A 25,324-nucleotide genomic window follows, 5' to 3' on the forward strand; every position below is an offset into this window, starting at 1 on the left:
AAAATCATCGTTTTAAGCGACTGCATCGAAAAATATTGACAAATAGTAAGTATTTGCTTACCGTAAGCAATGGCTAACTAAAGGTGTGAAGATGGAACAGCAGGCGTGGGACGCATTGGCAGACCCGACACGACGACAGGTCTTTGAATTGGTGGCGAGGACGCCAAGCCATGTACAAATTTTGGCTGACAAATTGCCTGTGAGCCGCCCGGCCGTGTCGCAACATTTAAAAGTGTTGCGGGATGCGGGGCTGGTGGGGGCCAAGAAAGAAGGGACCCGGCAAATCTATTTTGCTGATCAACGCGGGTTGGCAGGGTTGCGGCGCTGGATGGAACAATTCTGGGATGAGGCCTTGGCCAATTATCAAGCGGAATTCAGGGAGGGAGAGAATGACTGAACCAATGAGCGTTACCAAAACGGTTATGGTGCCCGCAGATGCAGGGAAGGCGTTTGACGTGTTTGTGGCGCGGATGGGCAAATGGTGGCCGAAGAGCCACTCCATCCTGCAAAATGAGGTGCAGGATGTGGTGGTGGAGCTTAAGCCTGAGGGGCGCTGGTATGAGCATGATGGGCAAGGCAATGAGGCCGACTGGGGCTATGTGAAGAGCTTTGAACACGGCGATCATTTGCTGTTGTGTTGGCAACTCACGGCTGACTGGGCGCGTGATGAGGCGCTGGATACCGAGGTCTATGTGACCTTTGAAAACAAAGGCGATATGACCGAAGTGACGCTGACGCACCGTTTGTTGGAGAACTATGGCGATCGGGCGGCAGAGATGAAGGCGGCGTTCGAAGCGCCAAATGCCTGGGCTGATATGATGACGAGCTTTGCTGAGCGGTTTGACGCGCTGGCGGCTTAGACTGCGGCGCGTTTGGCCAACAGGCGACCGCCAAACACATTCAGCATCAGCCCCAGCAAGATGATGGTGCCGCCGATGATGGCGGCGCTGTTCATGCTTTCGCCCAAAAAGATCGCCCCGGACAAGACGCCAAAGACTGGCACCATGAGCGAGAAGGGCGCGACCAGACTCGCTGGATGCTTTTTCAGCAACTGGTTCCAGATGCCAAAGCCCAAAATGGTTGAGGGGTAGGCCAGATAGAGGGCCGCGCCGATGGCGGTGAGCTTTGGTTCGGTCAAGCTGGTCCAAATCGCTGTGTGATCTTCCAGCATAAACGAGAGAATGAAAAGCGGGATGGGCGGCACGAGGCTGCCCCAGACCACGAAATTCAGCATGTCCACCTGACCTGCCTTTTTGGTCATGATGTTGGCCAGACCCCAGGATGAGGCAGCGGCAACGCACATCAAGAAGGGCACTAGGGCGCCGCCATTATAGCGCTCGGCGGCGATGATGCCGATGCCGGAAAAGGCGATAAAGGCGCCCATGATCTGCCAGCTTTTGGGTTTTTCGCCCAACAGTAAAAACGCAAACAGGATGGTGAAAAAGGCCTGCAACTGCAGCACAATAGAGGCCAGCGATGCGCTGACGCCCCATTTCATGGCGGTGAACAAAAGTCCAAATTGAATTACGCCCAGGAACATGCCGAACCCGATGATCAGCGACCAGCTTGCCTTGGGCTTTTTGATAAAAAATATCCAGGGCAGCACCACAAGCGAAAAGCGGATTCCGTTCAATAGCAGGGGCGGGACATCTTCCACACCGACCTTGATCACAACGAAGTTAAAGCCCCATATGGCCACAACCAGCAGGGCGAGGAAAAAGTCTTTCAGGGGCATCGAGGTCGGTCCGGGGATCAAGTTGGTGTTTGGCGGCGATTAGGACAGCGCCGACGAGTTTGGTCAAGCAGGCACATTTTCCATACGAAGAAGAAGTGGGCCAGTAATTCGTTTTATTGAATGTGAATTTGAAGGGGAATTGAATATATTTCAGACAGTTACGGTCTGATGTTTGGTGCATATCATAATTTGAAATGCCAAGATCAAAAGTGCTGATCGAAGAAAAGCCCGGCAAAAATGCCGGGCTTTGGAGTGCTTATTCGCCGAAGACGCGGGCGAAAATTGTGTCCACATGTTTGAGGTGGTAGCCATCATCAAACATATCATCGATTTGCGCATCGCTCAGGGCGTTGGCCACTTCCTCATCCGCTTTCAAGAAGGCGGCAAATTCGCCTTCGCCGCGCCACACCTTCATGGCGTTGCGTTGCACAGCGCGGTAGCTATCTTCGCGAGACAGGCCGGCTTGGGTGAGGGCCAACAAAACGCGTTGCGAATTGTGCAAGCCGCCCAGTTTGTCCATATTGGCTTTCATGTTTTCTGGGTACACGACCAGATTTTCGATCACGTTGGTCATGCGGGCCAATGCGAAGTCGAGCGTGACGGTCGCGTCTGGGCCGATCATGCGCTCAACAGAGGAGTGTGAGATGTCGCGCTCGTGCCAAAGGGCAACGTTTTCCAACGCTGGGGTGACCATGCCACGTACGATGCGGGCCAAACCGGTTAGGTTTTCGGTCAAGACGGGGTTGCGCTTGTGCGGCATCGCGGAGGAGCCTTTTTGGCCTTTGGAGAAGAACTCTTCAGCTTCCAACACTTCGGTGCGCTGCAAATGACGCACTTCGGTGGCGAGGCGCTCGATGGATGAGGCAACTACGCCCAACACGGCGAAGAACATGGCGTGACGGTCGCGTGGGATCACTTGGGTCGACACAGGCTCGATGGCCAAGCCCAGCTTTTCCGCCACATATTGCTCGACGGAAGGGTCGATGTTGGCGAAGGTGCCAACCGCGCCGGAAATGGCACAAGTGGCGATTTCTTCGCGGGCGATTTCGAGGCGCTTTTTGCAGCGATCAAATTCAGCATAGGCTTGGGCCAGTTTAACGCCGAATGTGGTTGGCTCAGCGTGAATGCCGTGCGAACGGCCAATGGTGATGGTGTCTTTTTGCTCATAGGCGCGCTTTTTGAGGGCGGCGAGCAGCTTGTCCATATCGGCCAACAGCAAATCTGCTGCGCGGGTCAATTGCACGGAGAGGCAAGTGTCCAACACGTCAGAAGAGGTCATGCCCTGGTGCACGAAGCGAGCTTCGGGGCCAACAATCTCAGCCAAATGAGTAAGAAACGCGATCACGTCATGTTTGACTTCGCGTTCGATCTCATCAATGCGATCCACATCGAACTGAGCGTTTTCGCCCTTTTCCCAAACCACTTTGGCGGCATCATCGGGCACAATGCCGAGCTTGGCTTGGGCTGAGGCGGCGTGGGCTTCGATTTCGAACCAAATGCGGAATTTGGATTCTGGTGACCAGATGGACACCATTTCATCGCGTGAATAACGGGGGATCATGTGGTTTGGCTTTCGCTATTTTGGGATTTAGAGGAGGATGACTTTAGCGTGCTGGCAAGCACGGCGCTGAGGGCCAACATTGGGGTGATGACCATGAGGCCAATCTTGATGTTGGTCGCTTCGGCAACAAAGCCAATGGAAATGGGCCCCACCAAGAACCCGCTAAGGGCCAAAAAGGTGAGGACGGCAACATTGCTGGCAGAGCTTTTGCCCGGGGCGTTGGCCGCAGCGGTGACCGCCAGCGGAAAGCCAAGGGCAATGCCACAGCCCAGAAGGGCAAAGCCGAGCAGAGCGAGCAAGGCATTGGGGGCAAAATAGATAATGCCCAAGCCGATGACGCCAATAATGGCCAAGGTGCGGGCCAGATCGCTGGTGGCAAAATGCTCACGCAATTTATCGCCAGTGAGGCGGGTGAGGGCTGCAGCCAGCGTAAATACGGTGAGTGACAAACCAGCAAAACCAGGTGAAGCGCTGTGCACGTCGCGCATAAAGATCGCGGCCCAATCGGCCACAGCACCTTCAGTCAATGTGGTGCCAAAGGTGAACAAGCAAATGCCGAGCAGCAAAATATGCGGCATGGTGAAGCCCGATTTGCGGCTTTGCACTGTTTTTGGATCGAGCACTGGCTGGTCCAGATTGACTTGCTTGACCGCATAAAGGCTGGGCAACACCAAGACCGCAAATATGGCGATTTCCATCAGGAACGGGTCAAAGCGGATCGCTGCAGATGCGGAGCCGACGAGCGTGCCCGTCATCAAGCCAAGGCTCCACAGGCCGTGCGCGCGGCTCATCACCAGCTTTTTGCGCTGCTTTTCATATAGATCTGCGGAGACGTTCATGCCCAGTTCAAGAATGGACAGCGTGGCCCCCATGATCGCGAGTGAGATGAACAGGCTGACTTGAGAGTTGGCCAAAAACGGCAGGGCCATCGCCAGGAAAAACAGCGGATAGAAAATCAGCATCGTTTTTTGTGCACCGAGCAAATCGCCGATGCGGCCAGCCACCAGCAAGGCACTGAGCGTGCCAATGGGGGCGCCGATAAGCGCCACGGCCAATTCAGCCGGGCTGAGGACCAGTTTTTCCTGCACTTCAGGAATGCGTGGGAGCCAGGCGCCAAGGGCAACGGGCTGAGAGAAGAAGACAAAGAAGAGCCAATTTCTCATGGACATAATATAATAAGCCTTTTTACTATCGGCTTTGCAGACCTAATTCAGCTGCGCGCCGGATGTCGTTGATACGCGGCGCATAAGTGGCAGGGTCGTTTCCTTTATAGATCGCAGAGCCAGCAACAAGAGCGTTGGCGCCTGCACGGGCGATTTCTTCCGCATTATCCGCGGTCACGCCACCGTCAACCTCAAGATCGATCGGGCGATCGCCAATCAAAGCTTTGGCCTGCATGATCTTTTCAAGCGCTTGAGGAATGAAAGACTGGCCACCAAAGCCCGGATTTACACTCATAATAAGAATAAGGTCGAGACGGTCAATCACGTTCTCAATCACCGAGACAGGGGTTGAGGGATTGAGGGAGACGCCGGCCTTTTTGCCCATGGATTTGATGGCCTGCAATGAGCGATCAAGGTGCGGGCCCGCTTCTGCATGCACTGTGATGATGTCTGACCCAGCCTTGGCAAATGCTTCCAGATAAGGATCTGCAGGGGCGATCATCAAATGCACGTCCAAGATTTTCTTGGTCACGGGGCGAATGGCTTCCACAATCATGGGGCCGATGGAGATGTTTGGCACGAAGTGGCCATCCATCACATCCACATGCACCCATTCGGCGCCGCCTTCATCAATGGCGCGCACTTCATCGCCCAAACGCGCGAAATCAGCGGAAAGAATGGAGGGGGAAATCTTGATTGGCAATTGGCTCATTTGGGGGCTCCCCTGATCTTTAGCCATCTATATTTGGGATATGGCAAGCGAGGTAGCACACTGCTTGTCAAAAGCCAATTGCCTAAAGGGTGAAATATCACCTCTTCTCACAATTGCGTTAAAGCGACATTCGGTCGCTTGCAAAGATGGACTAACAGGTACAAAAGAGCATAGTTTTGAATCTCGCCGAAGGACTTTGCGATGATTTCCATAAGCCTACCCGTTGTGTTTGGTGCGGGCGTTTTGAGTTTTTTGTCCCCTTGCGTGCTGCCGCTGGTGCCGCCCTATCTGTCTTATATGGCGGGCACGACATTCGAGCAGCTGCAGGATGAGGGCAACACGGGCAGCAAGGTCTGGTGGCGGACAGTCACGACATCGCTTTTCTTTATCATGGGCTTTTCGACCATCTTCATTTTGATGGGCGCGTCGGCCACCTTTTTGGGCAGCGCGTTGCGGTCTGCGCTGGATTGGTTGGTGCCGTTGGCAGGTATCGTCATCATCGTGATGGGTTTGCATTTTCTCGGTCTTTTGCGGATCAATATGCTTTACCGCCAAGCGCGGATGAACGGACCAACTACGGCCACTGGGCCGCTGGGTGGTTATGGGCTTGGCTTGGCCTTTGCCCTTGGCTGGACGCCATGTATTGGGCCAATCTTGGCGGCGATTTTGCCAATTGCGGGCACATCAGAAACAGCGTGGCAAGGCGCAGGGCTATTGGCTGTTTATTCCGCGGGATTGGGGCTGCCGTTTTTGGCTGCCGCTTTGGCCATCCGACCTTTTATGAACTTCTTCCAGAATTTCAAAAAGCATCTCGGGACAGTGGAAAAAGTGATGGGCGTGTTCCTGATCATCACGGGTATTTTGTTCCTGACAGGCGATTTTACCCGGATCAGCTTTTGGTTGCTTGAGACGTTCCCCGTTCTCCAGAACTTCGGCTAATTCTGTGCCCATTTCGCGTTGAGCTTTGGCGTCGGCGCGGCCTAGAACAGCTTCAGCGCCCGCAGGGAGGCGTGGCCATCCTTGGCGATGATGATGTGGTCGTGCAGGGTGATGCCGAGGGGCTTGGCGATGTCGGCGATAGCGCGGGTCATTTGAATGTCCGCGTTGGACGGCGTCGGATCGCCAGAGGGGTGATTATGCACCAAAATCATCGCGGTGGCTGAGAGCTCTAAACAGCGTTTGATCACTTCGCGCGGATAAACCGGAGTGTGGTCCACCGTGCCGATCTGCTGCACTTCATCGGCGATGAGTTTGTTGCGCTTGTCCAAAAAGAGCAGCCGGAACTGCTCTTTATCCTCAAAGGCCATCTCCGATTTGCAATAGTCGATCAGCGCGTCCCATGAATTGAGGATTGGACGTTCGGGCAGCGTGTCCTTGGCGTAGCGCTTGGCGGCAGCGTGCATGATTTTGATTTCCATGGCAGCCGTGGGGCCGATGCCGTCGACTTCACACAACAATTTCACCGGGGCCGAAAGCGCTTGCGAGAAGCTGCCGAAACGGTCAATCAATTGCTTGGCGATGGGCTTGGTGTCACGACGAGGCAAAATGCGGAAGAGCAACAGCTCCAGCAATTCATAATCCTCAAAAGAGGAGCCCAGGTCTTTTTCAAAGCGTTGGCGCAAACGGTCGCGATGGCCGTGATAATGCAGCTTGGGCTTTTTGCCCGGCGCTGGTTTATCGGCTTGGGACTCGTCCGCGTCGCTCATCTACCGCCGCGCTTCAAGGGGATTGAACAGGCCATTGGGTGATTGCGTAAAGATTTCGCATCCATGCTCGGTGATGCCAATGGAATGTTCGCATTGGGCCGAGAGGGTGCGATCACGGGTGACAGCCGTCCAGCCATCGCCCAGCACTTTCACGTCGGGGCGGCCCAAATTGATCATGGGCTCGATGGTGAAAATCATGCCCGCCTTCAGTTCGGGGCCAGTGCCGGGATCGCCAAAGTGCAAAATGTTGGGCTCGTCATGGAAAAGGCGACCAAGGCCGTGGCCGACAAAATCACGCACCACGCCGCAGCGTTCGGCTTCGGCAAAGCTTTGGATGGCGTGGCCAATATCACCAGTGGTGTTGCCGGGTTTGGCGATGGCAAGCGCACGATCCAGGCTTTCATAGGTTACTTCGATCAGTCGCTCGGCCTTGCGCGAAATGTCGCCAATCGGGAACATGCGCGAGGTATCGCCGTGCCAGCCATCAACGATCAAGGTGATGTCGATATTGACGATATCGCCGTTTTTTAGTGGTTTTTCGTTGGGGATGCCGTGGCACACCACATGGTTGATGCTGGTGCAAATTGAATGGCGGTAGCCGCGATAGTTTAACGTGGCTGGCACCGCATTGTTGTCCAACGCGAATTCGAGGGCGCGGCGGTCCAGCTCAGCTGTTGTCACACCGGGTTGCGCAAATTCATAGAGCATATCCAGCGCTTGCGCGGCCAAAGCACCTGCTTTGCGCATTCCTTCAAAGCCATCTTCTCCGTGCAACGGAATGATGCCGGGGGTGCGTTTTGGATCGGGTTTTGCTGCAGCGTAGGTGACCATGTGTTGCTCTTAATATTGGAATTTTTGACGAACCTACCGCTTCACTGGCAAAATTGGAAGAGGATGGTTGAGGCAAATTTTCGTCTGATTAATTGTACAATCATAACATAGAAATTCCACGCCCGCATTCAAGGCAGTTTCGGCGCCTTTGGCATATGCCGGGTCCAGATCGCTTGCGAAGCTGAATTGAGTGCAATCGGTGCGTTGAACGAGATAAAGGTTCACCGCGCGGTGACCTTGCGCCACCATATTGCCAAGCTCCATCAAATGCTTCGCGCCGCGCGCCGTTTTACTGTCAGGAAACTCGGCCATGCTGCCCTGGCGGAGGAGGTGAACGTTTTTCACTTCCACATAGCAATCCGGCAGGCCATCACCGGTCAGCAAGAAGTCAATCCGGGATTTATCCCCATATTTTACTTCCGGGCGGATCTCGTCATAAGCGGCCAGCTCTTTGATCTGTTTGTTGTGCAGCGCTTCGGCGACAATGCGGTTGGGTAGAGCCGTGTTAATGCCCACGAGATGGCCGTCGACTTCGGTCAACTCCCACGAATATTGTAGTTTGCGCTTTGGGTTGTCCGATTTCGACAACCAGACCGGTAGCCCTGGTTCTTTCAATCCCAGCATGGCGCCGGGGTTGGCACAATGGGCGGTGATGATCTCGCCATTGTCCAGCCGAATATCGGCCAAAAACCGCTTGTAGCGTTTGATGAGCGTGCCCTGCAAAAGGGGAGAAGGGAAATCCAAAGCGGTCGATCCAACGTTAAAATGATTGCAATTCAAGTTCGATCCTTTATTTCAAAGAGATGATGACAAAACAAGCTCAAGCAAAAACCGTCACTGCTGGCATGCTGGTGGTTGGCGATGAAATCCTATCTGGTCGCACCAAAGACAAGAACATTGGCACGATTGCCGATTTTTGTGCCGATCTCAGCATTGACCTGAGCGAGGCACGCATTGTGGCCGATGAGATCGATGAAATTGTTGAGGCGCTGAATGCGCTCCGCGCCAAATATGATTATGTGTTCACCAGCGGTGGCATTGGCCCCACCCATGACGACATCACGGCCGATGCGGTGGCGAAAGCCTTTGGCGTTGAACTGAAGGTAGATCAGCGGGCTATCGATGCGATGCAGGCGCGGTTTATTGATTATGAGATGACAGCAGGGCGGTTGCGTATGGCGCGAATTCCCGAGGGTGGCGAACTGATCGACAATCCCGTTTCGGGCGCACCAGGCATCAACATTGAAAATGTTTATGTGATGGCGGGCGTGCCGAAGATTTTGCAGGCAATGTTAGAGAGCATTGCACCCACATTGCAAACCGGTGTGCGGCAATATTCCGTGTCTGTGAACTCACAAGTTGGGGAAGGTGTGCTTTCAGAGCCACTTGCGGCATTGCAATCTTCATACCAAACGGTAAAAATCGGCTCTTACCCACAATTGGGGTCAAAAGAATATATGACCCAAATTGTGATGCGCTCGAGCGATGAAAAAATATTGGAGCAGGTGCGCCACGAAGCCCAGGCGATTGTGGACGATCTGTTTGAAAAAGCAAAAAAGGGACAGGGACCCACAATATGACCGCACCGCAGAATAAATCATTCCCGGTTTCTTGGGATCAATTCCACCGCGATAGCCGCGCTCTGGCTTGGCGCTTAATGAATGAAGAACCGTTTGATGCCATCGTGTGCATTACCCGTGGTGGCCTTGTGCCCGCGGCGATCATCGCACGTGAGCTCGGTATTCGGGTGATCGAAAGCGTTTCAGTCAAATCATATGACTATAAAGATCAGGGCGAATTGGAAGTCGTGAAACCGATCTGCCAGGAAATCGTTGATCTCGACAAAAATGGTCGCGTGTTGATCATTGATGATTTGGTGGACACGGGCAAAACTGGACGCGCCGTGCAGGCCATGTTGCCTAATGCGCATTTCTCCACCGTTTATGCCAAGCCTTTGGCGCGGGATTTGGTCAACAGCTTCGTGACCGAAGTGTCGCAAGACACGTGGATCTATTTCCCTTGGGATATGGATGTGTCTTATGCACCGCCGATCCGCGATGGAGTGGGCGACTAAACCCTTTTTGATCAGATAAGGCCCGCAGGCTCATGGATACACTCATTTTAACATCCACGATCGCCGAGGAGATACAGCTTTCGATCGCGCCTGTATTTTTGTTGACGGCGATTGCTGGCTTTTTGAACGTGCTGGGTGCCCATCTTTCGCGGGCGGTTGATCAACTTACTCTGGATGAGGGGTCGGCTGCGGGCAGTGCACGTGATGTGCGGCGCATTCATTATATCATTTGGTCGAGCCGCCTTAGTGTCATGACCGCCATTTTGGTGTGTCTTGTTGTTATTTTGATTTTCCTCGGTGACCATGTGGAGCCAGATTTGACCGGCTTCATCTCGTTTAGCTTTGTTGCTGCCATGTCCTTGTTGACTGTCGCACTTATACTGTTTTTGATGCAGTTAACCGTTGCGCGGGAACGGGCATTGATCATAGCAAAGGCTGGAAAGAGAGATGTCAAAAAATGACGAGCGCACAGATAGGAAATTAGAGCGCGAGCAACAGTTTGCCTTCCTGGAAAGCAATTGCGGCGTCACCATCAAGAACTTGTTGTTCAAGCAGCAGGGAGATGAGGGTAGCAGCGCGTTTAAGCAAAACTATGCTGAGCTTCTAAATCTCCCGGAAGTTGCTTATTGGAAGAACAAAATTCCCAGCACCGCTGATATGACAACGATCCTGGGGAGCAGTGACGCGTGCTTTGAGAACAGTTTCGGTCGGCTCCTGTCCTTTGGGTTGTACACCAAAGATATTCTCTCATCTGATTTGCGGAAGACTTATCTCGATTTTGTCAGTGATGACAATGACACAAGTGTTTATGGCACTTTAGCGCGCTATCTTGTGGCTGGTTATCTTTTTATCGGTGGAGATGGAGATAAGACCGCCCGCCAAGTGGTGTTGGATCGGATTGACGCGCTTTATGACTTTGTCGTCAATTCGCCTTTGAAATTCGATATTTATGTAGAACCTGACGGGTTCTCTATTCCGAAAGCCTACCGTTCCAAGCAGCTGGTTAATCCGGCTTTATATGAAGATGGCGCCTTTGCGCTTCCGCTTGTCCATGACATCTTTATTTTCGCGCATACCAATCACAAGCTGCCAGACGCCTATCAGACGAAAATCAAGGTGATTGTGGATTATGTCGCGGATCCGCAATATCAGGATTTCGATTATGGCTATGGTCTTGTGAAATATGGGCAGAACAAGTTCCACTTTATGGGATGGAGCGCCCATATGCCGCTTTTCAACGATACGCTCTCCGTTGACTACTTTAAAAAGGGGCTCGTTTTCAGGATGCCGCTTTTCTCAACATTTGAAAATCCCAACATCCGTGCGTGGCGCGCAAAGCTGCGTGATTACTTCGAAGCTTTCCGGATTGAAGATGGCCTTTATGGCTTTTCAAACGATCATTTACCTGAAGTCAAAAATTCGTACTTTTTGAACGGTCGCCATACTTCCCTGAACGAGAATAGGCGACGCAAAACTGGCAAGATTGTTGAATCAACTTTTTATGCCTATTGGGCGGGGCTTTGATCAGGTTTATCTAAGACAGGTTTGGAAATAGGGCCGCGATTTGGGCGGTGCCAATCTAAGATGTGTTGGATCAACGCCACCTTGGTGGGGATAAACTATTGTCTAGCCCAAAGCCGTGCATGCTCAATTTCTTCGAAAAAGGCCACTTTGCCGCCATTCTCAGCCGGGCGCACAAATTGTGCGGGGGTAACGAAAGCGATGCGGGAAATCGGTTTGCCTTCGCCTGCAAATTCACCAAGCATTTGTCGCATCACACCTAAAAGCGTGGCGCTTTCAAATTCGTGTTGATCTGTATCCAATATGAGCGTGATTTCGTGCTTGGTCAGATGCGCAGCTATTTTTTCGGCCAGCGTGTCGCGCAATGCCGTCAGGCTTTGCATCGTGATGAGGCCTTCGACACTTTCTTCAATGATTTGCGAATTGTTTTTCGAATGCGAAGGTGCATTGGTCATTTTATGAGCCGAAATAAAATAAAGAATAATAGAAAAGCTTTGGTGCGGACGACGGGACTTGAACCCGTAAGCCGGTTAGGGCGAGGGATTTTAAGTCCCTTGTGTTTACCAATTTCACCACGTCCGCAATGTCGGGTGACCCCGAGAGTGGCATTTTCATAGTCGAAAAAAAATCACATTGCAAATAGGAATCGCCGCCGTAGAGGAAATGGGTTGGCGTGGCGATTGATCGCCCGCGGGCTTCGGTATAGTGTCTTGACTTTATTCGACAATGTCTAACCGCACCAACGGAAAAATCCTTATGGTTGATCAGCTTTCAAAAATTGTTCCAGTGATTATGGCTGGTGGACGCGGGACGCGGTTATGGCCGATTTCGAGGTCGTCTCGGCCCAAGCAATTTTTAGCGCTGGCAGGGCGGGATAGCCTGTTTCAAGAGACATTGCAGCGGGTGGCTGATTCTGACCAATTTGCTGCGCCAGTGATCGTGACCAATGAAGAATATCGGTTTCTTGTGGCGGAACAGGCACAGGAAGTGGGCGTTGAGCTTGGCGCGATTTTGCTGGAGCCAGCAGCGCGCAACACAACGGCTGCGATTTTGGCGGCGGCCCTCTATCTCAAAGATAAAACTGATGATGATCAAGTGCTTTACGTACTGGCGTCTGATCATAAGGTGACCGCCGATGCCGGATACACCGATGCTGTGGTGCAAGCGACGGCGTGTGCAGAGGCGGGGGAGCTGGTGACTTTTGGTATTGCGCCGACCGAATCTGCAACTGGATATGGTTATATCAAGCAGGGTGAAAAACTGGAATCTGGCGGACATCGGGTGGCTGAGTTTGTTGAGAAGCCGCAGCTAGAGCGGGCGCAGGAGATGTTGGATGCGGGCGGTTATTATTGGAATTCCGGCACCTTTATGATGCCGCGCGACGTATTCATTGCTGAATGCGAGCGGTTGGCGCCGGAAACCAGCGCCGCTGTGGGTGATGCTGTTGCCAAGGCGACAGCCGATTTGGATTTTGTGCGCCTCGACAAGCAGAGCTTTGAACAAGCGCCCGACATTTCTGTCGACTATGCCATATTTGAAAAAACCGATCGTGCGGCTGTTGTGCCGAGCGCGTTTTCCTGGTCAGACCTTGGCAGTTGGGACGCGGTTTGGAAGGTCGGCGACATGGATGCCGGCGGCAATGTGGCGCGGGGGCAAGTGACGCTTTCAGAAACGGAAGACAGCCTTGTTTATTCGGATTCCGCGCATGTCGCGGTCCATGGGTTGAAGAATATCGCTGTTGTCGTGAGTGAAGACGCCGTGTTTGTCGGTGATCTGAATGCGACGCAGCGGGTGGGCGATATCGTTAAACGGCTCAAAAGCAGTGAGGAGACCATGGCGCTTACCGAGACCCACAAAACCAGCTATCGCCCCTGGGGCGGCTATTCTTCGCTGGTGCTGGGCGAGCGGTTTCAGGTGAAGCGCCTGTTTGTCAAACCGGGCAAGCAATTGAGTTTACAAAAACACCATCATAGATCTGAGCATTGGGTTGTGGTGACTGGCACAGCGGAAGTCACGGTGGGCGATAAGGTGGAGCTTTTGGGTGAAAACCAATCCGTCTACATCCCACAAGGCGAGGTGCACCGCCTGGCCAATCCGGGCAAGATCATGCTTGAGTTGATTGAGGTGCAAACCGGTTCTTATTTCGGCGAAGACGACATCATTCGGCTTGAGGACGAATTTGGGCGGAGTTAAACGTCGTTGATCACTGTTTCCAGCGGTCGACCCACACATTGGTAGTCAAAACCGTGTGCCTTAGGGGTCTTCCCGTCATAAAGATTGCGCAAATCCACCAGAACGGGTTTGCGCATTTTCTTTTTGAGCTCTGCAAAGGGCAAGTCACGGAATTCGTCCCATTCGGTCACGATGACCAGTGCGTCAGTGTTTTCGACGCAGGATAGGGCACTGTCGCAATAGGTTATATTGCTCAAATGGTGTTTGGCATTGTCCATGCCTTTGGGATCGTAAGCGCGGATATTTGCGCCCATATCTTGCAGCCCTTGAATGATTGAAATGGCGGGCGCTTCGCGCATATCGTCTGTGTTGGGCTTAAAGGTCAGGCCCAGAATGGCGATGGTTTTCCCGTTGACTTCATCTTCGCACATTTGCGCAATTTTGCGCGACATGGCGCGTTTGCGATATTCATTGATCGACACGATCATCTCAATAAGCCGCAGCGGGCGATCATGGTCTTGTGCGGTGCGGACAAGGGCCAAGGTGTCCTTTGGAAAACATGATCCGCCATAGCCGGGGCCGGCATTGAGGAACTTTTCGCCAATGCGCGGATCAAGGCCGATGCCTTTGGAGACGCCCTTAATATCCGCGCCGACCACTTCACACAGTTCGGCCACCTCATTGATATAGGCGAGTTTGAGCGCCAAGAATGAGTTGGCGGCATATTTGGTCAGTTCACTGGTGCGGCGATTGACATAAAGGGTGGGAAATCCCTTTTGCTCAAAGGGTGCGTAAATCTCGGCCATAATTGATTTGGCTTGATCGCTTTCGACACCAATAACGATGCGGTCGGGCTCCATGAAGTCCTTAATGGCGGCGCCTTCGCGCAAAAATTCCGGGTTGGAAACGATGTGGAAGTCCATGTCGGGCCGAGACGTCTCGGCGATTTCCTGAACCTTATCGCCAGTGCCCACAGGTACTGTGGATTTGTTGATGATCACCAAAGGGCCGCTGGCGTGTTCCGCGATATTTTGGGCCGCGGCATAAACATAGCTTAAATCGGCATGGCCGTCGCCTTCGCGCGAGGGAGTGCCCACGGCGATAAAGGCTGCGTCGGCACCTAAGAGCGCTTGAGCAAGATTTGTGGTGAAGTGCAAATTGCCTGCCGCACGATTGGTTGCCACCATGGCGCTGAGGCCCGGCTCGTAGATGGGCACATTGTTTTGATTGAGTTGCTCAATCTTGGCCGCGTCAAGGTCGACACAAATTACTTCATGGCCGACCTCTGCCAAACAAACACCAGACACCAAGCCCACATAACCAACGCCAACAACCGCAATTTTCATATATCACTCCCGTGCCTCATCGGTTCTAGCCACTCTTTCATGGAATTTATACGACAATGTCGGGCAAATGGTCGATTTTTGTCGCATCCGCTTTGAAATTAGGGGCGAATTTTTGCACTATGGCGCAAAAAAAGGGGATCGATATGAGCATTCCATTTATCGGACGCGCTGAAATTGAAGACAAGCTGAGTTGGTCGAAAGTCGCAGATGCGATCTTTGACGGGCATAAGCGGAGCAAAGCACGCTTGGGCGATCTGTTCCTCAATCGGGAAGAAGATCAATCAACCATGCTAAATCGTGCTGCGTGGATCGACGATCTAGGCTTGGCGATGAAAGCGGTGACGGTTTATCCGAAGAACGCGCAACGTGAGCCAGCCATCCCCACCATCCACGGCGTCGTCATCCTGTTCGATGATGAAAGCGGGCAGGTGAAAGCACTCGTGGACGGGCAGCTTGTGACCAAGTGGAAAACGGCAGCCGATTCCGTGTTAGGCGCTCGGCTTTTGGCGCGTCCGGATTCGCGCAAACTTCTTGTTGTTGGTTCTGGCGTGGTCGCTGAATCGTTGGTGGATGCCTATCGTGACGTTTTTCCAGATCTAAGCCAAATCCAGATTTGGAGCCGCACCCATGCGAACGCGCAAGATTTGGCGGCGAAAAAGGGCTGTGAAGCCGTTGAGGATTTGGCGGCTGCGGTAGGGAATGCGGATATTGTGACCAGCGCGACGATGGCGCGAGAGCCCTTTATTCAGGGTGCGTGGGCGCAGAGCGGCACCCACTTCGACTTGATCGGCGCCTTCAAGGACGGCATGCGAGAAGCGGACGATGCACTGCTGCAAAAGGCCAGAATCTTTGTCGATTCGCGCGAAACCACCATCGATCACATTGGCGAGTTGAAAGACCCGATTGCGCGGGGCGTGATCAGCGAAAAAGACGTGCTGGCGGACTATTACGATATGGTGCAGCCAGATTGCGCTATGCGCACCGACGCAAGTGACGTCACATTGTTCAAAAATGGTGGCGGGGCGCATTTGGACTTGATGGTCACCAACGCGATCTACGACATTTGGAGCGCGGCGCAATAGCGTTATTCGTCAGGCTCTTTGGTGGTCGTTTGTTGACCAAATAGCTGCTTTCGCCTGAAAAGAAGGCCGGCCTTGATTGCTGTGTAGGTAAACCAAATGGCGCCAAAGGTTACCGCAATGCCCGCTGCAAAGAAGGGTACGCCGGGGAAATAGGTGAACGCCTTGGGCGATGTGGTGAAGTACGAGAAGAGCTGCGTCGCCGCCAAAGGGCCGATAATGGACGTGATGGAGTTGATGGCGTTTATGCCGCCTTGCAATTCGCCTTGCGCATTGTCGTCAACGCGGTTGGCCATTAGGCCAGTGAGGCCGGGGACCACAAGCCCGCCCATTGCGCCCATGGCGAGGAAGAAATAAAGCCCCATCGGCGTGTCGATAAAGGCCATGCCGAAAAAGGCGAATACCGCGAAGCTCATGCCCACAAGAACCGTTTTGACTTCACCCAAATACCGCATGGATGGCCGGATCACTGCGGCCTGCACGATGGCAAACATGACGCCGAATGCGCCAAGCGAATAGCCCACTTGCGACGGCGACCATTCAAACCGCTCGATGGTGAAAAAGTTCCAGATGCTGGGATAAGTCTGGGCGGCGAGTGAGAAGAAAAACAGTACCGCAATAAAAGACAGTACATAAGGATATTTGCGTAGGGACATCAGCGTGCCCAGGGGATTGGCGCGCTTGATCTCAAAGCGGCGACGCTTGCGCATGGTCAGGCTTTCGGGCAGCACGAAATAGCCATAGACCAGATTGACAAAGGCTAAGACTGCTGCGGCAAAGAAAGGAACGCGGGGACCGAACTCGCCCAATTGCCCGCCGATGACTGGGCCGATGATGAAGCCAGCGCCGAACGCCGCGCCGATGAGGCCAAAGTTTTGCGCGCGTTTCTCACGGGTGGAGATGTCGGCAATATAGGCTGTTGCCGTTGATACGGCTGCGCCCATGATGCCTGAAAGCACCCGCCCGACGAACAGCCAAGCAATGGTGGGCGCAAATCCCATCAAAATATAATCCAATGTAAGGCCAAGCAGCGAAAACAAAAGGACGGGTCTGCGGCCAAATCGATCGCTCAAATTGCCGAGAATGGGTGAGAAAACAAACTGCATTAATGCGTAGACAAATAGCAGGAACCCGCCATAAACCGCAGCTTCAGCAACAGTGCCGCCGGTTAGGTCTTCGATCAAGTGCGGCAAGACAGGGATAATGATCCCCAGCCCGATGATATCGATGAGCACAGTGATCAGAATAAAGGCAAGCGCCAGCTTTGAATTCTTAGCAGCTGTCATGATGTTCCTTTAGGCGGGCATTTCGCGTCAGTAGACATGCTGCATATAGGTGACGCGAGTCAATTTTGAAACCGCGGTGAACAAGAAAACTATCAACTATATATGATTTTGTGAACAATCCATTGTCTGTTTGGGGCTTTTTGTAAATCAAAATGAGACTATTTCTACTTCAAACGTAAATGGAGGCGAAAATGACGTCGAACCTAAAATATGCCGCGCAAACGAGTCGGGGACATTATGTGCAAGAAGGTGAAGGGATTATGGTGCATCGCTATATCGGTACACCCGATATTGATGTGATCAATCCCTTTTTGATGTTGGACTGGTTCAAGGTTGAAAGCCCAAAAGGACCAATCCCAGGATTTCCCCCGCATCCACACCGCGGTTTTGAAACAATCACGCTTATGCTGAGTGGCAATATGGGACACCGCGATAATATCGGCAATGTTGCTGAAGTGGGCCCGGGCGGCGTGCAATGGATGAAAGCAGCTGGCGGCATCATTCACTCGGAAATGCCGCGTGTTGACGGCGACGAAGATTTGTCGGGCTTGCAGTTCTGGCTCAATCTGCCTGCCGCGCAAAAAGGCGATACGCCCGAATATACAAACTTGGACGTTTCCAAGCTGGAGGTGGAAAAGCGCGACAAAGCAAGCATGCGCGTGATCGCGGGTGAAACCAGCCAGGGCACCAAGGGTCACTTTTTAGATCGGGCTACACGACCGTTCATTTTAGATGTCAGTTTGCAAGCTGGTGGCCAACTTGCCGAACCGCTCGATGGGCGCCAAGGCTTCTTGCTGGTGGTTGAAGGCACGATCAGCATGAAGGACTCCAGTGGCGACAATGCATTGTTCGGCGAGGGGAGCTTGATTGAGCTCAGCACGTCCGGCGACGCCATCGACGTGGTGAGTGACAGTGGTGGCCGATTTGTTCTTGCGACAGGTGAAGCATTGAACGAGCCGATTGCAAAAGGCGGGCCATTCGTCATGAACACCAAATCGGAGATTTACCACGCGTTTCAAGATTTTTCGGCGGGGAAATTCGGGCCAGCCTTAGAGTAGGCCCTCAAACGGATCGTGCTTATAAATCCAATCTAGGCGTTTGAGTTGCGCGTCAGGCGACTGACGTGCAACCACCAAATCCCGCGCCCAAGATTTGGGCGGGCGCATATGGAAGATTTTGCCATTTTGCGCTGATTGCTTTTGCACCTTGTCCACCCGCGGTTTGCGCAAGGATTGATATTGCGCGAACGCCTTCGCATTGTCCGGCTCGGCCGCCAATAATACGGCCAACAATCCAGCATCTTCCATGCCCATGGCAGCGCCTTGCGCTTGAAACGGCAGCATGGCGTGGGCCGCATCGCCGATAAGCGCCACGTTATCCTTGTACCAGTGCTCGCAGGTCACGCCGAAAAGTGGCCATGGGGTAAACTGATCATAAAGTGAATCCAGAATCGGCGCTAACACGCTGTTTTCTTTAATCGAAAGTCGATTGGGTCCGAGCTTAAGCTCTGCACCACGTTCGATGGATTTATGTTTATGTCGCGAAAACAGCGCGATGTTGACTTTGCGCTGATGCGGCAATGGATAGAGCACCACATGATAGTCTGGTCCCCAAAATAGGGATGTGTGGTTCATGGGCAGATGCTTTGCGACATCGTCAATATCTGCCAAGGCGCGCCATGCAACATAACCGGTGAATTGCGGCTTTGGGCCGCCAAGCAAGTTTATCCGTGTTTCAGAACGGACGCCATCAGCACCGATATGGGCGCGGGCGGTCACCGGAAAGGGGGCGCTGTTTTTGTCTTTGAGAAGAATCGATACACCACCATTTGCTTGGGTCGCGTCGATCTCTTCCACACCGAAATGGATCTCGATATTGGCAAACTTTTTGGCCGCGCGATAAAGGCAATCAAGCAAATCTGCGCGATGGGCAACAGCATAAGGCACGCCATCATAGCGTTTGGTGGCAAAGTCACCCAGCTGGACGCTGTTGATTGGTGATGTGCGTTTGTGCGGGTAGATGTCAATTGCGTCCGGTGCAAAGCTGTTGGCTGCGAAATCGTCGCCCAATCCTAACGTGTCGAGCACGCGGCGGGCATTGGGGCTGATTTGCAGGCCTGCACCAAATTCACTGGGCGCGTCTTGCCGTTCTGCCACCACGACACGAAAGCCGAATTTGGCCAACGCAATGGCCAGGGTCAAACCGGCAATGCCAGCGCCCGCAATGGAAATGGTTTTACTGCTGTTGGCCATGTGGCGATCCAGCTTATTTTTGTGGGTTAGGCCGACTTCTTATTGTAAGCCGCTTCTGCGGGTGACGCCGCAGCGCTATCCAGTTCAGCATTGAACACATAGTGGGTGGAGCAATAAGGACACACGATTTCAGTTTCGTTGCCCATGTCCAAATAAACATGCGGGTGATCAAAAGGTGGCAGCGCGCCGATGCACTTAAACTCTTTGGTGCCGATCTCGATTTTAGCGACGCCCATGCTGTTCTGAAAATGTGGTGTGATTTGATTTGCCATTGTCTTACAGACTCATTGCCCAATTGAATGCGAGAGGTTAAGTGTGGCGGACATTAACGAACTCGTTTGAAAAAAACCAGTGCAAAGACGGTGAGAAATCACAAAGTTTTGCTTGGGCTGGACGAATAAGGATTGAAGCGGGATGCCGACATTTACATCTGAGGGCTACGAGATTGCATTTTCCATCTATGGGGAAGGGCCAACGGTGCTTTTGGTGCACGGCTTTGCCTCCAATGGCAAAGTGAATTGGGTTGATACCGGTTGGGTCGAAGAACTGGTGGATGCAGGATATCGCGTTGTCACCATCGACAATCGTGGACATGGCAAGTCTGAAAAGATCTATGATACTGCGGCTTATCCCTCAAGTGAGATGGCGAAAGATTCTATCAATTTGATCGACTATCTGGGTGTAAAGCAAGTTGCGATTATGGGCTATTCCATGGGCGCGCGCATTTCAGCCTATGTGTCGATGACAGCGCCGGATAAAATCGCCTGTGCCGTGTTTGGTGGTTTGGGTGAGCGCATGACCGTGGGTATGAGCAATTCAACCACGATTGTTGATGCTTTGCTCGCTCCAACCTTGGATGAAGTGAAAGACCGCACCGGGCGTACGTTTCGTATTTTCGCTGAGCACACCAAGAGCGATTTGAAGGCGTTGGCGGCTTGCATGGGCTCGTCGCGGCAAAAGATTTCACAAGAAGACGTGGCTAAAATCGATGTGCCCGTTTTGGTTGCTGTGGGCAGTGATGACGAAGTGGGCGGACGCCCCGAACCATTGGCCGCGTTGATGGACAAAGGCGAAAGTCTTGTGATTGAAGGGCGCGATCACATGCGCGCGACTGGGGATAAACAGTTTAAAGAAGGTGTGCTAGACTTCTTTTCTCGGGTCTACCCAGTTGGGTAAGACCAACGATTGTGCATAACGAATTGGAAATGGCTATGGCTGGTAAATTAAACCGCGATGAGAAACCCAGAATTGTTGACCCGGTGTGGCACGATGTGTGCGCCGAAGCGCGACAAATCATGGCCGATGAGCCTGCCTTCTCAAACTTTGTGATTTCCAATGTGCTGAACCACAATAGTCTTGAAGAAGCAATGGCTTATCGCCTTTCAGAGCTGTTGGAACATGCCGATGTTTCGTCGTCGATCATCCATCGAGCGTTTCAGGATATGCTGCAGGCTGAGCCAAAGCTGGCGCATTATTTCCGGACGGATTTGGCCGCTACGCTTGAACGTGATCCCGCCACGCATCGCGCGGTGGAGCCTTTGCTTTATTTCAAGGGATTTCACGCCATTCAGTCTTACCGTTTTGTGCATGAGCTTTGGAAAGTGGGGCGCAAAGATTTCGCCCAATATTTGCAGAGCCGCATATCACAAGTGTTTCAGGTGGATATTCACCCGGCGGCGCGCATTGGTGCAGGCATCATGGTTGACCACGCCACGGGCCTTGTGATCGGCGAAACGGCGGTTGTGGGCGACAATGTTTCGATCCTGCATGCAGTGACGTTGGGCGGCACGGGCAAAGAGGATGGCGACCGGCATCCGAAGATCGGTTCTGGCGTGATGATCGGGGCCGGGGCAAAAATTCTTGGCAACATCAAAATCGGTAATTGCGCACGGGTGGCGGCAGGTTCCGTCGTGCTTAAAGATGTGCCGAAATGCATGACAGTGGCGGGTGTGCCAGCGAAAGTGGTTGGCGAAGCCGGCTGCGCTGAGCCTGCCTTGCGCATGGATCAGATGCTGACAGATGGGCCCAACTAAGGATCAGTCTGGATGGACGCGCGTGTGAATGAGGGACCTGCACAGGCCGTGTGGGCCAAAGAGCAGGCATTTTTAACGCAAACTGACGCCGTTGCGGATCTGTTTGCGCCTGACTTTGTGAGCTTTGACACAAAAGGCGACGCGCTGGACGGTGCGGAATTTGCCGATCTTGTGCAAACACAAGGGGCGCAGGCTGATGCCGTCGAGCTCATGTGGTGTGAGCAGGGGGCGCCTGACAGTTTGTGCCTTGCCTTTAAAATGCCTAATCAGAATGGCCATGTCTCCACACATCTGTCACTTTGGCGGCAAACTGGTCCAAACTGGCAAAAACAATTCCATATATTTGTGGAAGGTGAGGATAGTTTGCAAAAAAGCGCGCCCACAGGTTGAGGCGCGGGCAAAACTGGCTATCTTGCCCATCGAAATGAACAAGCGGAGTGCATCATGACAAAAGAAGAGTTGGAAAACCTGCAAAAATATCTGCGGGTGAAATTTGGCAATCCGCAATTGCTGGTAAAAGCGCGTCCGAAAAAGACAGATTCAGCCGAAGTTTATCTCGGTGAAGAGTTTATCGGCGTTATGTATTTGGATGAGGATGAGGGCGAGCGCTCGTTCAATTTCCAAATGGCAATTCTGGACATCGATTTGGACGAAGTCGCAGGCTAATCTGCCTTTGTCAGTATTTTCAGTTTGGCGCGCATTTGTGCGTCAAACTCTTTCCACTGGGGCAGATATTGCTCTGGGAACTTGATGATCGCGGCGACCCGTTTGTTCACAAGTTTTGTTTCCAAACAATTTGGCGCTTTGAACTCTTCCGCTAGTGGTTCCACACATTTGGCGACAAAGGGTTGTGGCCGCAATGGATCATACCAGACGCTTTCATTCTTATAGCCCTCACCATCTTTTAAGCGTCTGCCAACGAGCCCGTATTGATACGTGGCCGGATCAGATGAAAAGCGGTGGATATACAGCGCATCAAGCAAATAGGCGCTGGGGGTGGTGCGGCTGGCGGGCACCAAATCGACATTGATCTCGGCCACTTCAGTCTCAAGCTGGATGGGAATCAGCAGTTCCAGGCTCTCTAACGCACGCTGCGTGTCGTCCAATGTGGACGCCAGCCAATTTTGCGGCACATAAACTTCGCCAAAGCCCAACGTGACCTGACGCTTTTCTGCAATAAAGTTGGGATCAACCCGCTCTTTTTCGGGTTCCAGGGCATCAATCGCGTAAATTATCCCCAGGCCTAAAATCGACAATAGAGCCATCAAGAACAGGGTGTTCATGACAACGCTTTGTTTTTGCTGCTGTTTTTTACTTTTCTTGCGAGCCAACTTCCATCTTTCGGCATTAACCATGCGCGTGTTTGAGACGTGACTTTTGATGTAGGCGGAAATATGTTTAATAAAACGTTAAGAAATTGCCAAAATGCAAGCGGGGAAGCGATGTCCATTGAGTTTTTAATTGCACTTTACATTGTTGGTGTCGGGTTGGCGGTTTCTGGTATTGGCACCTATTTGTACCAGCTTGTGTTCAAGCAAGAGGCGATATTGCGGTTTGATGGTGAAAGCTATCTGGGCGCATTTGGCCATCTGGCGATGAGCTTTTTTTGCGGCCCGATGATCATGCTGCATATGGGTTGGCGTAGTGAAGGGCAAAGCTCTTTGTCGATGAGCGGCGTTTTGCTCTCAGCGTTTATCGCGTTTGGTTGGAGCTTCATTACAGGCTTGTTGGCGCTCAGCGTGTTTTTGAGTGTTATCGGGGCTTAGGCCCATGGTGCCCATCTATCAACTGGGTGCAGACAGCCCCACGATCAACTCTGTATTTGTAGCGCCCAGCGCCAGCGTGATCGGTAAGGTCACCGCGGCAGCAAATTCAAGCATTTGGTTTGGCGCTGTGTTGCGCGGCGATGCGGACCAGATCACGATCGGTGAGGGCAGCAATGTGCAGGACAATGCCGTCGTGCATTGCGATCCTGGTTTTCCAGCCATCATTGGCGATCATTGTACGGTGGGCCATAGCGCCATCGTACACGGCTGCACGCTCGCGCGTGGTGTATTGGTTGGCATGGGGGCCATTGTGATGAATGGGGCTGAAATCGGTGAGGGGAGCATCATCGGGGCCGGTGCTATTGTAACTGAAGGCACAAAGGTGCCGCCCTTTTCCGTTGTGCTGGGGCAACCGGGGCGTGTGAAAAAGACGCTTGAACCTTCCAGCATGGCGGACCGTCTTGATCAGGCAGAGCGCTATATTGAACGTGCAACGCTATTTGCCAGCGATTTGACCTCAGAATAGGCGAAGGGCCAGCTCGGGGAAGCTGACCCTTCTATTCGGCCGAGAGTGTCAGGGGTTGGAAGGGTGGCCGAATTAGCGTGACGCGAGGATAACCTCACGATTGTCTGCAAGCTCCATCCAGCGGCCCTGATGCTGCTGAGACTGACGCTTGATGTAGGTGTAATTTGTTTGGCTCCAGACTTTGATCAAGCCTTCTTGGTTATCCAAGATAAGGTCGCCGCGATCTGTGCGCACGGTGAGCACCGCATGGCCTTCGCCATTGGCTTGCTTCACCACAGTGATCAACAAAGTGCTCGGGGCCCAGCCGCGCTCAATCAAGCTGCGGCGTTTGGCCAGGACATAGTCTTCACAATCGCCATATTCGCGTGGATATGTCCAAAACTCTTCGGTTTGGTAGAGATCAATGTCGTTGATCGGGCGGATTGCGTTGTTCCAGTGCGCGTTGACCTGCAACAGCTCATCCCATTTGGATTGGCTCAGATTTTCATAAGTGACCAAATTTGAATTTTGACCGCACTCGTTTGGGCGGGATTGGCAAAACTGAGCATGTCCGATTGGAATTGTGGTTTCGCGTACATCAAGCACAAATGCCTGGTCTTCGCTGATGGCCAGTGCGGGTGCCGCCCACAAGGTCGGCAAGACGCTAATGGCCAATAATAGGTTTCGCGCGGTGGCGTAAAAGTTCTTCATTTCAAATCTCCCTGACAGAGAGCAGAATGAAGAAGAGACTTTTCGGCCTAGCGAAAAAAAACGTTGGGTTTTAAATCAAGGTTGAACCATTAGATTCAACGCTTGTTAAGCATGAAAAAGCCCCGATCAGCGGGGGCTGCGGGGCATGGACAAAAAACTGAGTTTTGATCTTTGTTAGTTGGTGTGCAAGTTCCGCTGCACAACGGTGAAGACTTCTTGCACGGAAGAGAATTCTACCGCGATGCCATCATCAAAGTGACGCACCACGCGGGCGCGCATCCGGCCCAATGTGACCGGCGTGCCCATTTGCGGGCGCACATCGATTTCAATCGCCGCACCGGACAATGAAATATCGATGATTTTACAATTGTACTTGCGGCCATCGTCCAAAATGATGCTGGAATGGCGAATATCCGGCACCTGTCGATCATGCCGACGATCTTCTGGCAGGTTGAGAATGTCTTTGTTGGCAAACCAGGTGAGCTGCGCGGCAATGTTGTCACGTTTGCGGGCCGAAACGTTGACTTCCATATGAAAGCCCCCGTCAATCAGCTCAATGATTGTGCCTTCGATGCGACCAATATGGTCGAGGTAAGCGATGATTTTTTCGCCGACATTGCCGCTGGCCGGGGCAATGACATGGGCATCGCCAGGTGACATCTCGATGATTTGACATGGGAATTCGCGCCGGTCTTCCAGCATATAGCGCCCCAAAAGCGATACCTTTACGCTTTGAAAGCGAGATGCATCAAAGCTGTTGGCTATATGAGTGTCCAGATTTTGAGCGGTCGCGTTCAACATACTCACAAGATTATCCACAAAAGTACGACTGTGGACAAACCATATCGGTTTTAAGTTAACCGAGTGTTAG

Annotated in this window: 31 protein-coding genes and 1 tRNA gene; 16 read left to right on the top strand and 16 right to left on the bottom strand. The window is 52.7% G+C overall.

Going from position 1 to position 25,324, the window contains the following annotated elements:
* The first annotated feature begins 91 nt into the window (after positions 1–91).
* Positions 92–397: an ArsR/SmtB family transcription factor gene (locus MXMO3_RS07975; protein WP_117395512.1), complete on the top strand. Its 306-nt coding sequence runs from the start codon at positions 92–94 to the stop codon at positions 395–397.
* Positions 390–860: an SRPBCC domain-containing protein gene (locus MXMO3_RS07980; RefSeq protein ID WP_162889180.1), complete on the top strand. Its 471-nt coding sequence runs from the start codon at positions 390–392 to the stop codon at positions 858–860. Before MXMO3_RS07975 ends, MXMO3_RS07980 begins: the two co-directional genes overlap by 8 nt.
* On the opposite strand, the gene MXMO3_RS07985 is transcribed toward MXMO3_RS07980, so the two are convergent.
* From MXMO3_RS07985 to rpe, 4 genes are all read right to left on the bottom strand, one after another.
* The gene (locus MXMO3_RS07985) at positions 857–1,735 is read right to left on the bottom strand and encodes an EamA family transporter (protein ID WP_027834293.1); all 879 of its coding nucleotides are present in this window, start codon (positions 1,733–1,735) and stop codon (positions 857–859) included. The two genes, MXMO3_RS07980 and MXMO3_RS07985, sit on opposite strands and share 4 nt — an antisense overlap.
* A 256-nt stretch (positions 1,736–1,991) precedes the next feature.
* Entirely contained in the window at positions 1,992–3,296 is a 1,305-nt protein-coding gene (gene purB / locus MXMO3_RS07990; protein ID WP_027834292.1) for an adenylosuccinate lyase, read from the bottom strand.
* The gene (locus MXMO3_RS07995) at positions 3,293–4,465 is read right to left on the bottom strand and encodes an MFS transporter (RefSeq protein WP_117395514.1); all 1,173 of its coding nucleotides are present in this window, start codon (positions 4,463–4,465) and stop codon (positions 3,293–3,295) included. The genes purB and MXMO3_RS07995 overlap by 4 nt, the downstream gene beginning before the upstream one ends.
* 19 nt (positions 4,466–4,484) lie before the next feature.
* A complete protein-coding gene (gene rpe, locus MXMO3_RS08000; RefSeq protein ID WP_027834291.1) occupies positions 4,485–5,171 on the bottom strand; it encodes a ribulose-phosphate 3-epimerase in 687 nt (228 codons plus the stop codon).
* 201 nt (positions 5,172–5,372) lie between these two features.
* Here rpe and MXMO3_RS08005 point away from each other — a divergent pair, with 201 nt between their 5' ends.
* Positions 5,373–6,110: a cytochrome c biogenesis CcdA family protein gene (locus MXMO3_RS08005; RefSeq protein WP_117395515.1), complete on the top strand. Its 738-nt coding sequence runs from the start codon at positions 5,373–5,375 to the stop codon at positions 6,108–6,110.
* 41 nt (positions 6,111–6,151) lie between these two features.
* Here MXMO3_RS08005 and radC read toward each other — a convergent pair whose 3' ends face one another.
* Genes radC through sfsA form a run of 3 tightly spaced genes read right to left on the bottom strand, consistent with a single transcriptional unit; the run spans position 6,152 to position 8,452 of the window.
* Complete coding sequence (gene radC / locus MXMO3_RS08010) at positions 6,152–6,877, bottom strand: RadC family protein (protein WP_027834289.1); 726 nt, start codon at positions 6,875–6,877, stop codon at positions 6,152–6,154.
* On the bottom strand, positions 6,878–7,708 hold the full coding sequence (map, locus tag MXMO3_RS08015; protein ID WP_027834288.1) for a type I methionyl aminopeptidase: 831 nt from the start codon (positions 7,706–7,708) through the stop codon (positions 6,878–6,880).
* A gap of 33 nt (positions 7,709–7,741) precedes the next feature.
* Entirely contained in the window at positions 7,742–8,452 is a 711-nt protein-coding gene (gene sfsA / locus MXMO3_RS08020) for a DNA/RNA nuclease SfsA (RefSeq protein ID WP_117395516.1), read from the bottom strand.
* Positions 8,453–8,514: 62 nt separating this feature from the next.
* On the opposite strand from sfsA, the gene MXMO3_RS08025 reads away from it, so the two are divergent.
* The 4 genes from MXMO3_RS08025 to MXMO3_RS08040 are packed head-to-tail and all read left to right on the top strand — an operon-like array spanning position 8,515 to position 11,306.
* Positions 8,515–9,288: a competence/damage-inducible protein A gene (locus tag MXMO3_RS08025; RefSeq protein WP_117396756.1), complete on the top strand. Its 774-nt coding sequence runs from the start codon at positions 8,515–8,517 to the stop codon at positions 9,286–9,288.
* Positions 9,285–9,782: a xanthine phosphoribosyltransferase gene (gene gpt / locus MXMO3_RS08030; RefSeq protein WP_027834286.1), complete on the top strand. Its 498-nt coding sequence runs from the start codon at positions 9,285–9,287 to the stop codon at positions 9,780–9,782. Before MXMO3_RS08025 ends, gpt begins: the two co-directional genes overlap by 4 nt.
* A 32-nt stretch (positions 9,783–9,814) precedes the next feature.
* Complete coding sequence (locus MXMO3_RS08035; RefSeq protein ID WP_117395517.1) at positions 9,815–10,243, top strand: DUF2721 domain-containing protein; 429 nt, start codon at positions 9,815–9,817, stop codon at positions 10,241–10,243.
* On the top strand, positions 10,230–11,306 hold the full coding sequence (locus tag MXMO3_RS08040) for a hypothetical protein (protein ID WP_117395518.1): 1,077 nt from the start codon (positions 10,230–10,232) through the stop codon (positions 11,304–11,306). Before MXMO3_RS08035 ends, MXMO3_RS08040 begins: the two co-directional genes overlap by 14 nt.
* Before the next feature lie 95 nt (positions 11,307–11,401).
* Here the strand turns inward: MXMO3_RS08040 and MXMO3_RS08045 are convergent, their stop codons facing one another.
* Both MXMO3_RS08045 and MXMO3_RS08050 read right to left on the bottom strand, forming a co-directional pair.
* Positions 11,402–11,758 carry an STAS/SEC14 domain-containing protein gene (locus tag MXMO3_RS08045; RefSeq protein ID WP_117395519.1) on the bottom strand — a complete coding sequence of 119 codons (357 nt, stop codon included), beginning with the start codon at positions 11,756–11,758 and terminating at the stop codon, positions 11,402–11,404.
* A 40-nt stretch (positions 11,759–11,798) separates the two neighbouring features.
* Positions 11,799–11,885, bottom strand: a tRNA-Leu gene (locus MXMO3_RS08050).
* A 174-nt stretch (positions 11,886–12,059) separates the two neighbouring features.
* On the opposite strand from MXMO3_RS08050, the gene MXMO3_RS08055 reads away from it, so the two are divergent.
* Positions 12,060–13,496 carry a mannose-1-phosphate guanylyltransferase/mannose-6-phosphate isomerase gene (locus MXMO3_RS08055; protein WP_117395520.1) on the top strand — a complete coding sequence of 479 codons (1,437 nt, stop codon included), beginning with the start codon at positions 12,060–12,062 and terminating at the stop codon, positions 13,494–13,496.
* On the opposite strand, the gene MXMO3_RS08060 is transcribed toward MXMO3_RS08055, so the two are convergent.
* Positions 13,493–14,821, bottom strand: coding sequence for a UDP-glucose dehydrogenase family protein (locus MXMO3_RS08060; protein ID WP_117395521.1), 1,329 nt, complete (start codon positions 14,819–14,821; stop codon positions 13,493–13,495). The two genes, MXMO3_RS08055 and MXMO3_RS08060, sit on opposite strands and share 4 nt — an antisense overlap.
* A gap of 143 nt (positions 14,822–14,964) precedes the next feature.
* Here MXMO3_RS08060 and MXMO3_RS08065 point away from each other — a divergent pair, with 143 nt between their 5' ends.
* A complete protein-coding gene (locus tag MXMO3_RS08065) occupies positions 14,965–15,903 on the top strand; it encodes an ornithine cyclodeaminase family protein (protein WP_117396757.1) in 939 nt (312 codons plus the stop codon).
* Between the two features lie 2 nt (positions 15,904–15,905).
* Here the strand turns inward: MXMO3_RS08065 and MXMO3_RS08070 are convergent, their stop codons facing one another.
* Complete coding sequence (locus MXMO3_RS08070; protein WP_117395522.1) at positions 15,906–17,186, bottom strand: TCR/Tet family MFS transporter; 1,281 nt, start codon at positions 17,184–17,186, stop codon at positions 15,906–15,908.
* Positions 17,187–17,377: 191 nt separating this feature from the next.
* On the opposite strand from MXMO3_RS08070, the gene MXMO3_RS08075 reads away from it, so the two are divergent.
* Entirely contained in the window at positions 17,378–18,244 is an 867-nt protein-coding gene (locus MXMO3_RS08075) for a pirin family protein (RefSeq protein WP_162889181.1), read from the top strand.
* On the opposite strand, the gene MXMO3_RS08080 is transcribed toward MXMO3_RS08075, so the two are convergent.
* Positions 18,236–19,438 (bottom strand): FAD-dependent monooxygenase, encoded by a 1,203-nt coding sequence (locus MXMO3_RS08080; protein ID WP_117395524.1) that lies wholly within the window; start codon positions 19,436–19,438, stop codon positions 18,236–18,238. The genes MXMO3_RS08075 and MXMO3_RS08080 overlap by 9 nt on opposite strands.
* A 26-nt stretch (positions 19,439–19,464) precedes the next feature.
* A complete protein-coding gene (locus MXMO3_RS08085) occupies positions 19,465–19,710 on the bottom strand; it encodes a zinc-finger domain-containing protein (protein ID WP_027834279.1) in 246 nt (81 codons plus the stop codon).
* Positions 19,711–19,852: 142 nt separating this feature from the next.
* Between MXMO3_RS08085 and MXMO3_RS08090 the strand changes: the two genes are divergently transcribed.
* From MXMO3_RS08090 to MXMO3_RS08105, 4 genes are read left to right on the top strand one after another with little or no spacing between them, the layout of a single operon-like run.
* Positions 19,853–20,614 (top strand): alpha/beta fold hydrolase, encoded by a 762-nt coding sequence (locus MXMO3_RS08090; protein ID WP_117395525.1) that lies wholly within the window; start codon positions 19,853–19,855, stop codon positions 20,612–20,614.
* Positions 20,615–20,643: 29 nt separating this feature from the next.
* On the top strand, positions 20,644–21,471 hold the full coding sequence (gene cysE, locus MXMO3_RS08095; RefSeq protein ID WP_036221583.1) for a serine O-acetyltransferase: 828 nt from the start codon (positions 20,644–20,646) through the stop codon (positions 21,469–21,471).
* Positions 21,472–21,483: 12 nt separating this feature from the next.
* Complete coding sequence (locus tag MXMO3_RS08100; RefSeq protein ID WP_027834276.1) at positions 21,484–21,861, top strand: hypothetical protein; 378 nt, start codon at positions 21,484–21,486, stop codon at positions 21,859–21,861.
* 54 nt (positions 21,862–21,915) lie between these two features.
* Positions 21,916–22,137 carry a DUF3126 family protein gene (locus MXMO3_RS08105; protein WP_027834275.1) on the top strand — a complete coding sequence of 74 codons (222 nt, stop codon included), beginning with the start codon at positions 21,916–21,918 and terminating at the stop codon, positions 22,135–22,137.
* On the opposite strand, the gene MXMO3_RS08110 is transcribed toward MXMO3_RS08105, so the two are convergent.
* On the bottom strand, positions 22,134–22,754 hold the full coding sequence (locus MXMO3_RS08110) for a hypothetical protein (protein ID WP_036221580.1): 621 nt from the start codon (positions 22,752–22,754) through the stop codon (positions 22,134–22,136). The genes MXMO3_RS08105 and MXMO3_RS08110 overlap by 4 nt on opposite strands.
* A 159-nt stretch (positions 22,755–22,913) precedes the next feature.
* Between MXMO3_RS08110 and MXMO3_RS08115 the strand changes: the two genes are divergently transcribed.
* Positions 22,914–23,237, top strand: coding sequence for a DUF6949 family protein (locus MXMO3_RS08115; protein ID WP_027834273.1), 324 nt, complete (start codon positions 22,914–22,916; stop codon positions 23,235–23,237).
* 4 nt (positions 23,238–23,241) lie between these two features.
* Positions 23,242–23,763: a gamma carbonic anhydrase family protein gene (locus tag MXMO3_RS08120; protein ID WP_205468102.1), complete on the top strand. Its 522-nt coding sequence runs from the start codon at positions 23,242–23,244 to the stop codon at positions 23,761–23,763.
* A gap of 72 nt (positions 23,764–23,835) precedes the next feature.
* Here the strand turns inward: MXMO3_RS08120 and MXMO3_RS08125 are convergent, their stop codons facing one another.
* Positions 23,836–24,453, bottom strand: coding sequence for a transglutaminase-like cysteine peptidase (locus MXMO3_RS08125; protein WP_027834271.1), 618 nt, complete (start codon positions 24,451–24,453; stop codon positions 23,836–23,838).
* A gap of 174 nt (positions 24,454–24,627) precedes the next feature.
* Positions 24,628–25,254: a PilZ domain-containing protein gene (locus MXMO3_RS08130; protein ID WP_051213492.1), complete on the bottom strand. Its 627-nt coding sequence runs from the start codon at positions 25,252–25,254 to the stop codon at positions 24,628–24,630.
* Positions 25,255–25,324: the final 70 nt, after the last annotated feature.

The organism is Maritalea myrionectae, from assembly GCF_003433515.1.
Lineage (GTDB): Bacteria > Pseudomonadota > Alphaproteobacteria > Rhizobiales > Devosiaceae > Maritalea > Maritalea myrionectae.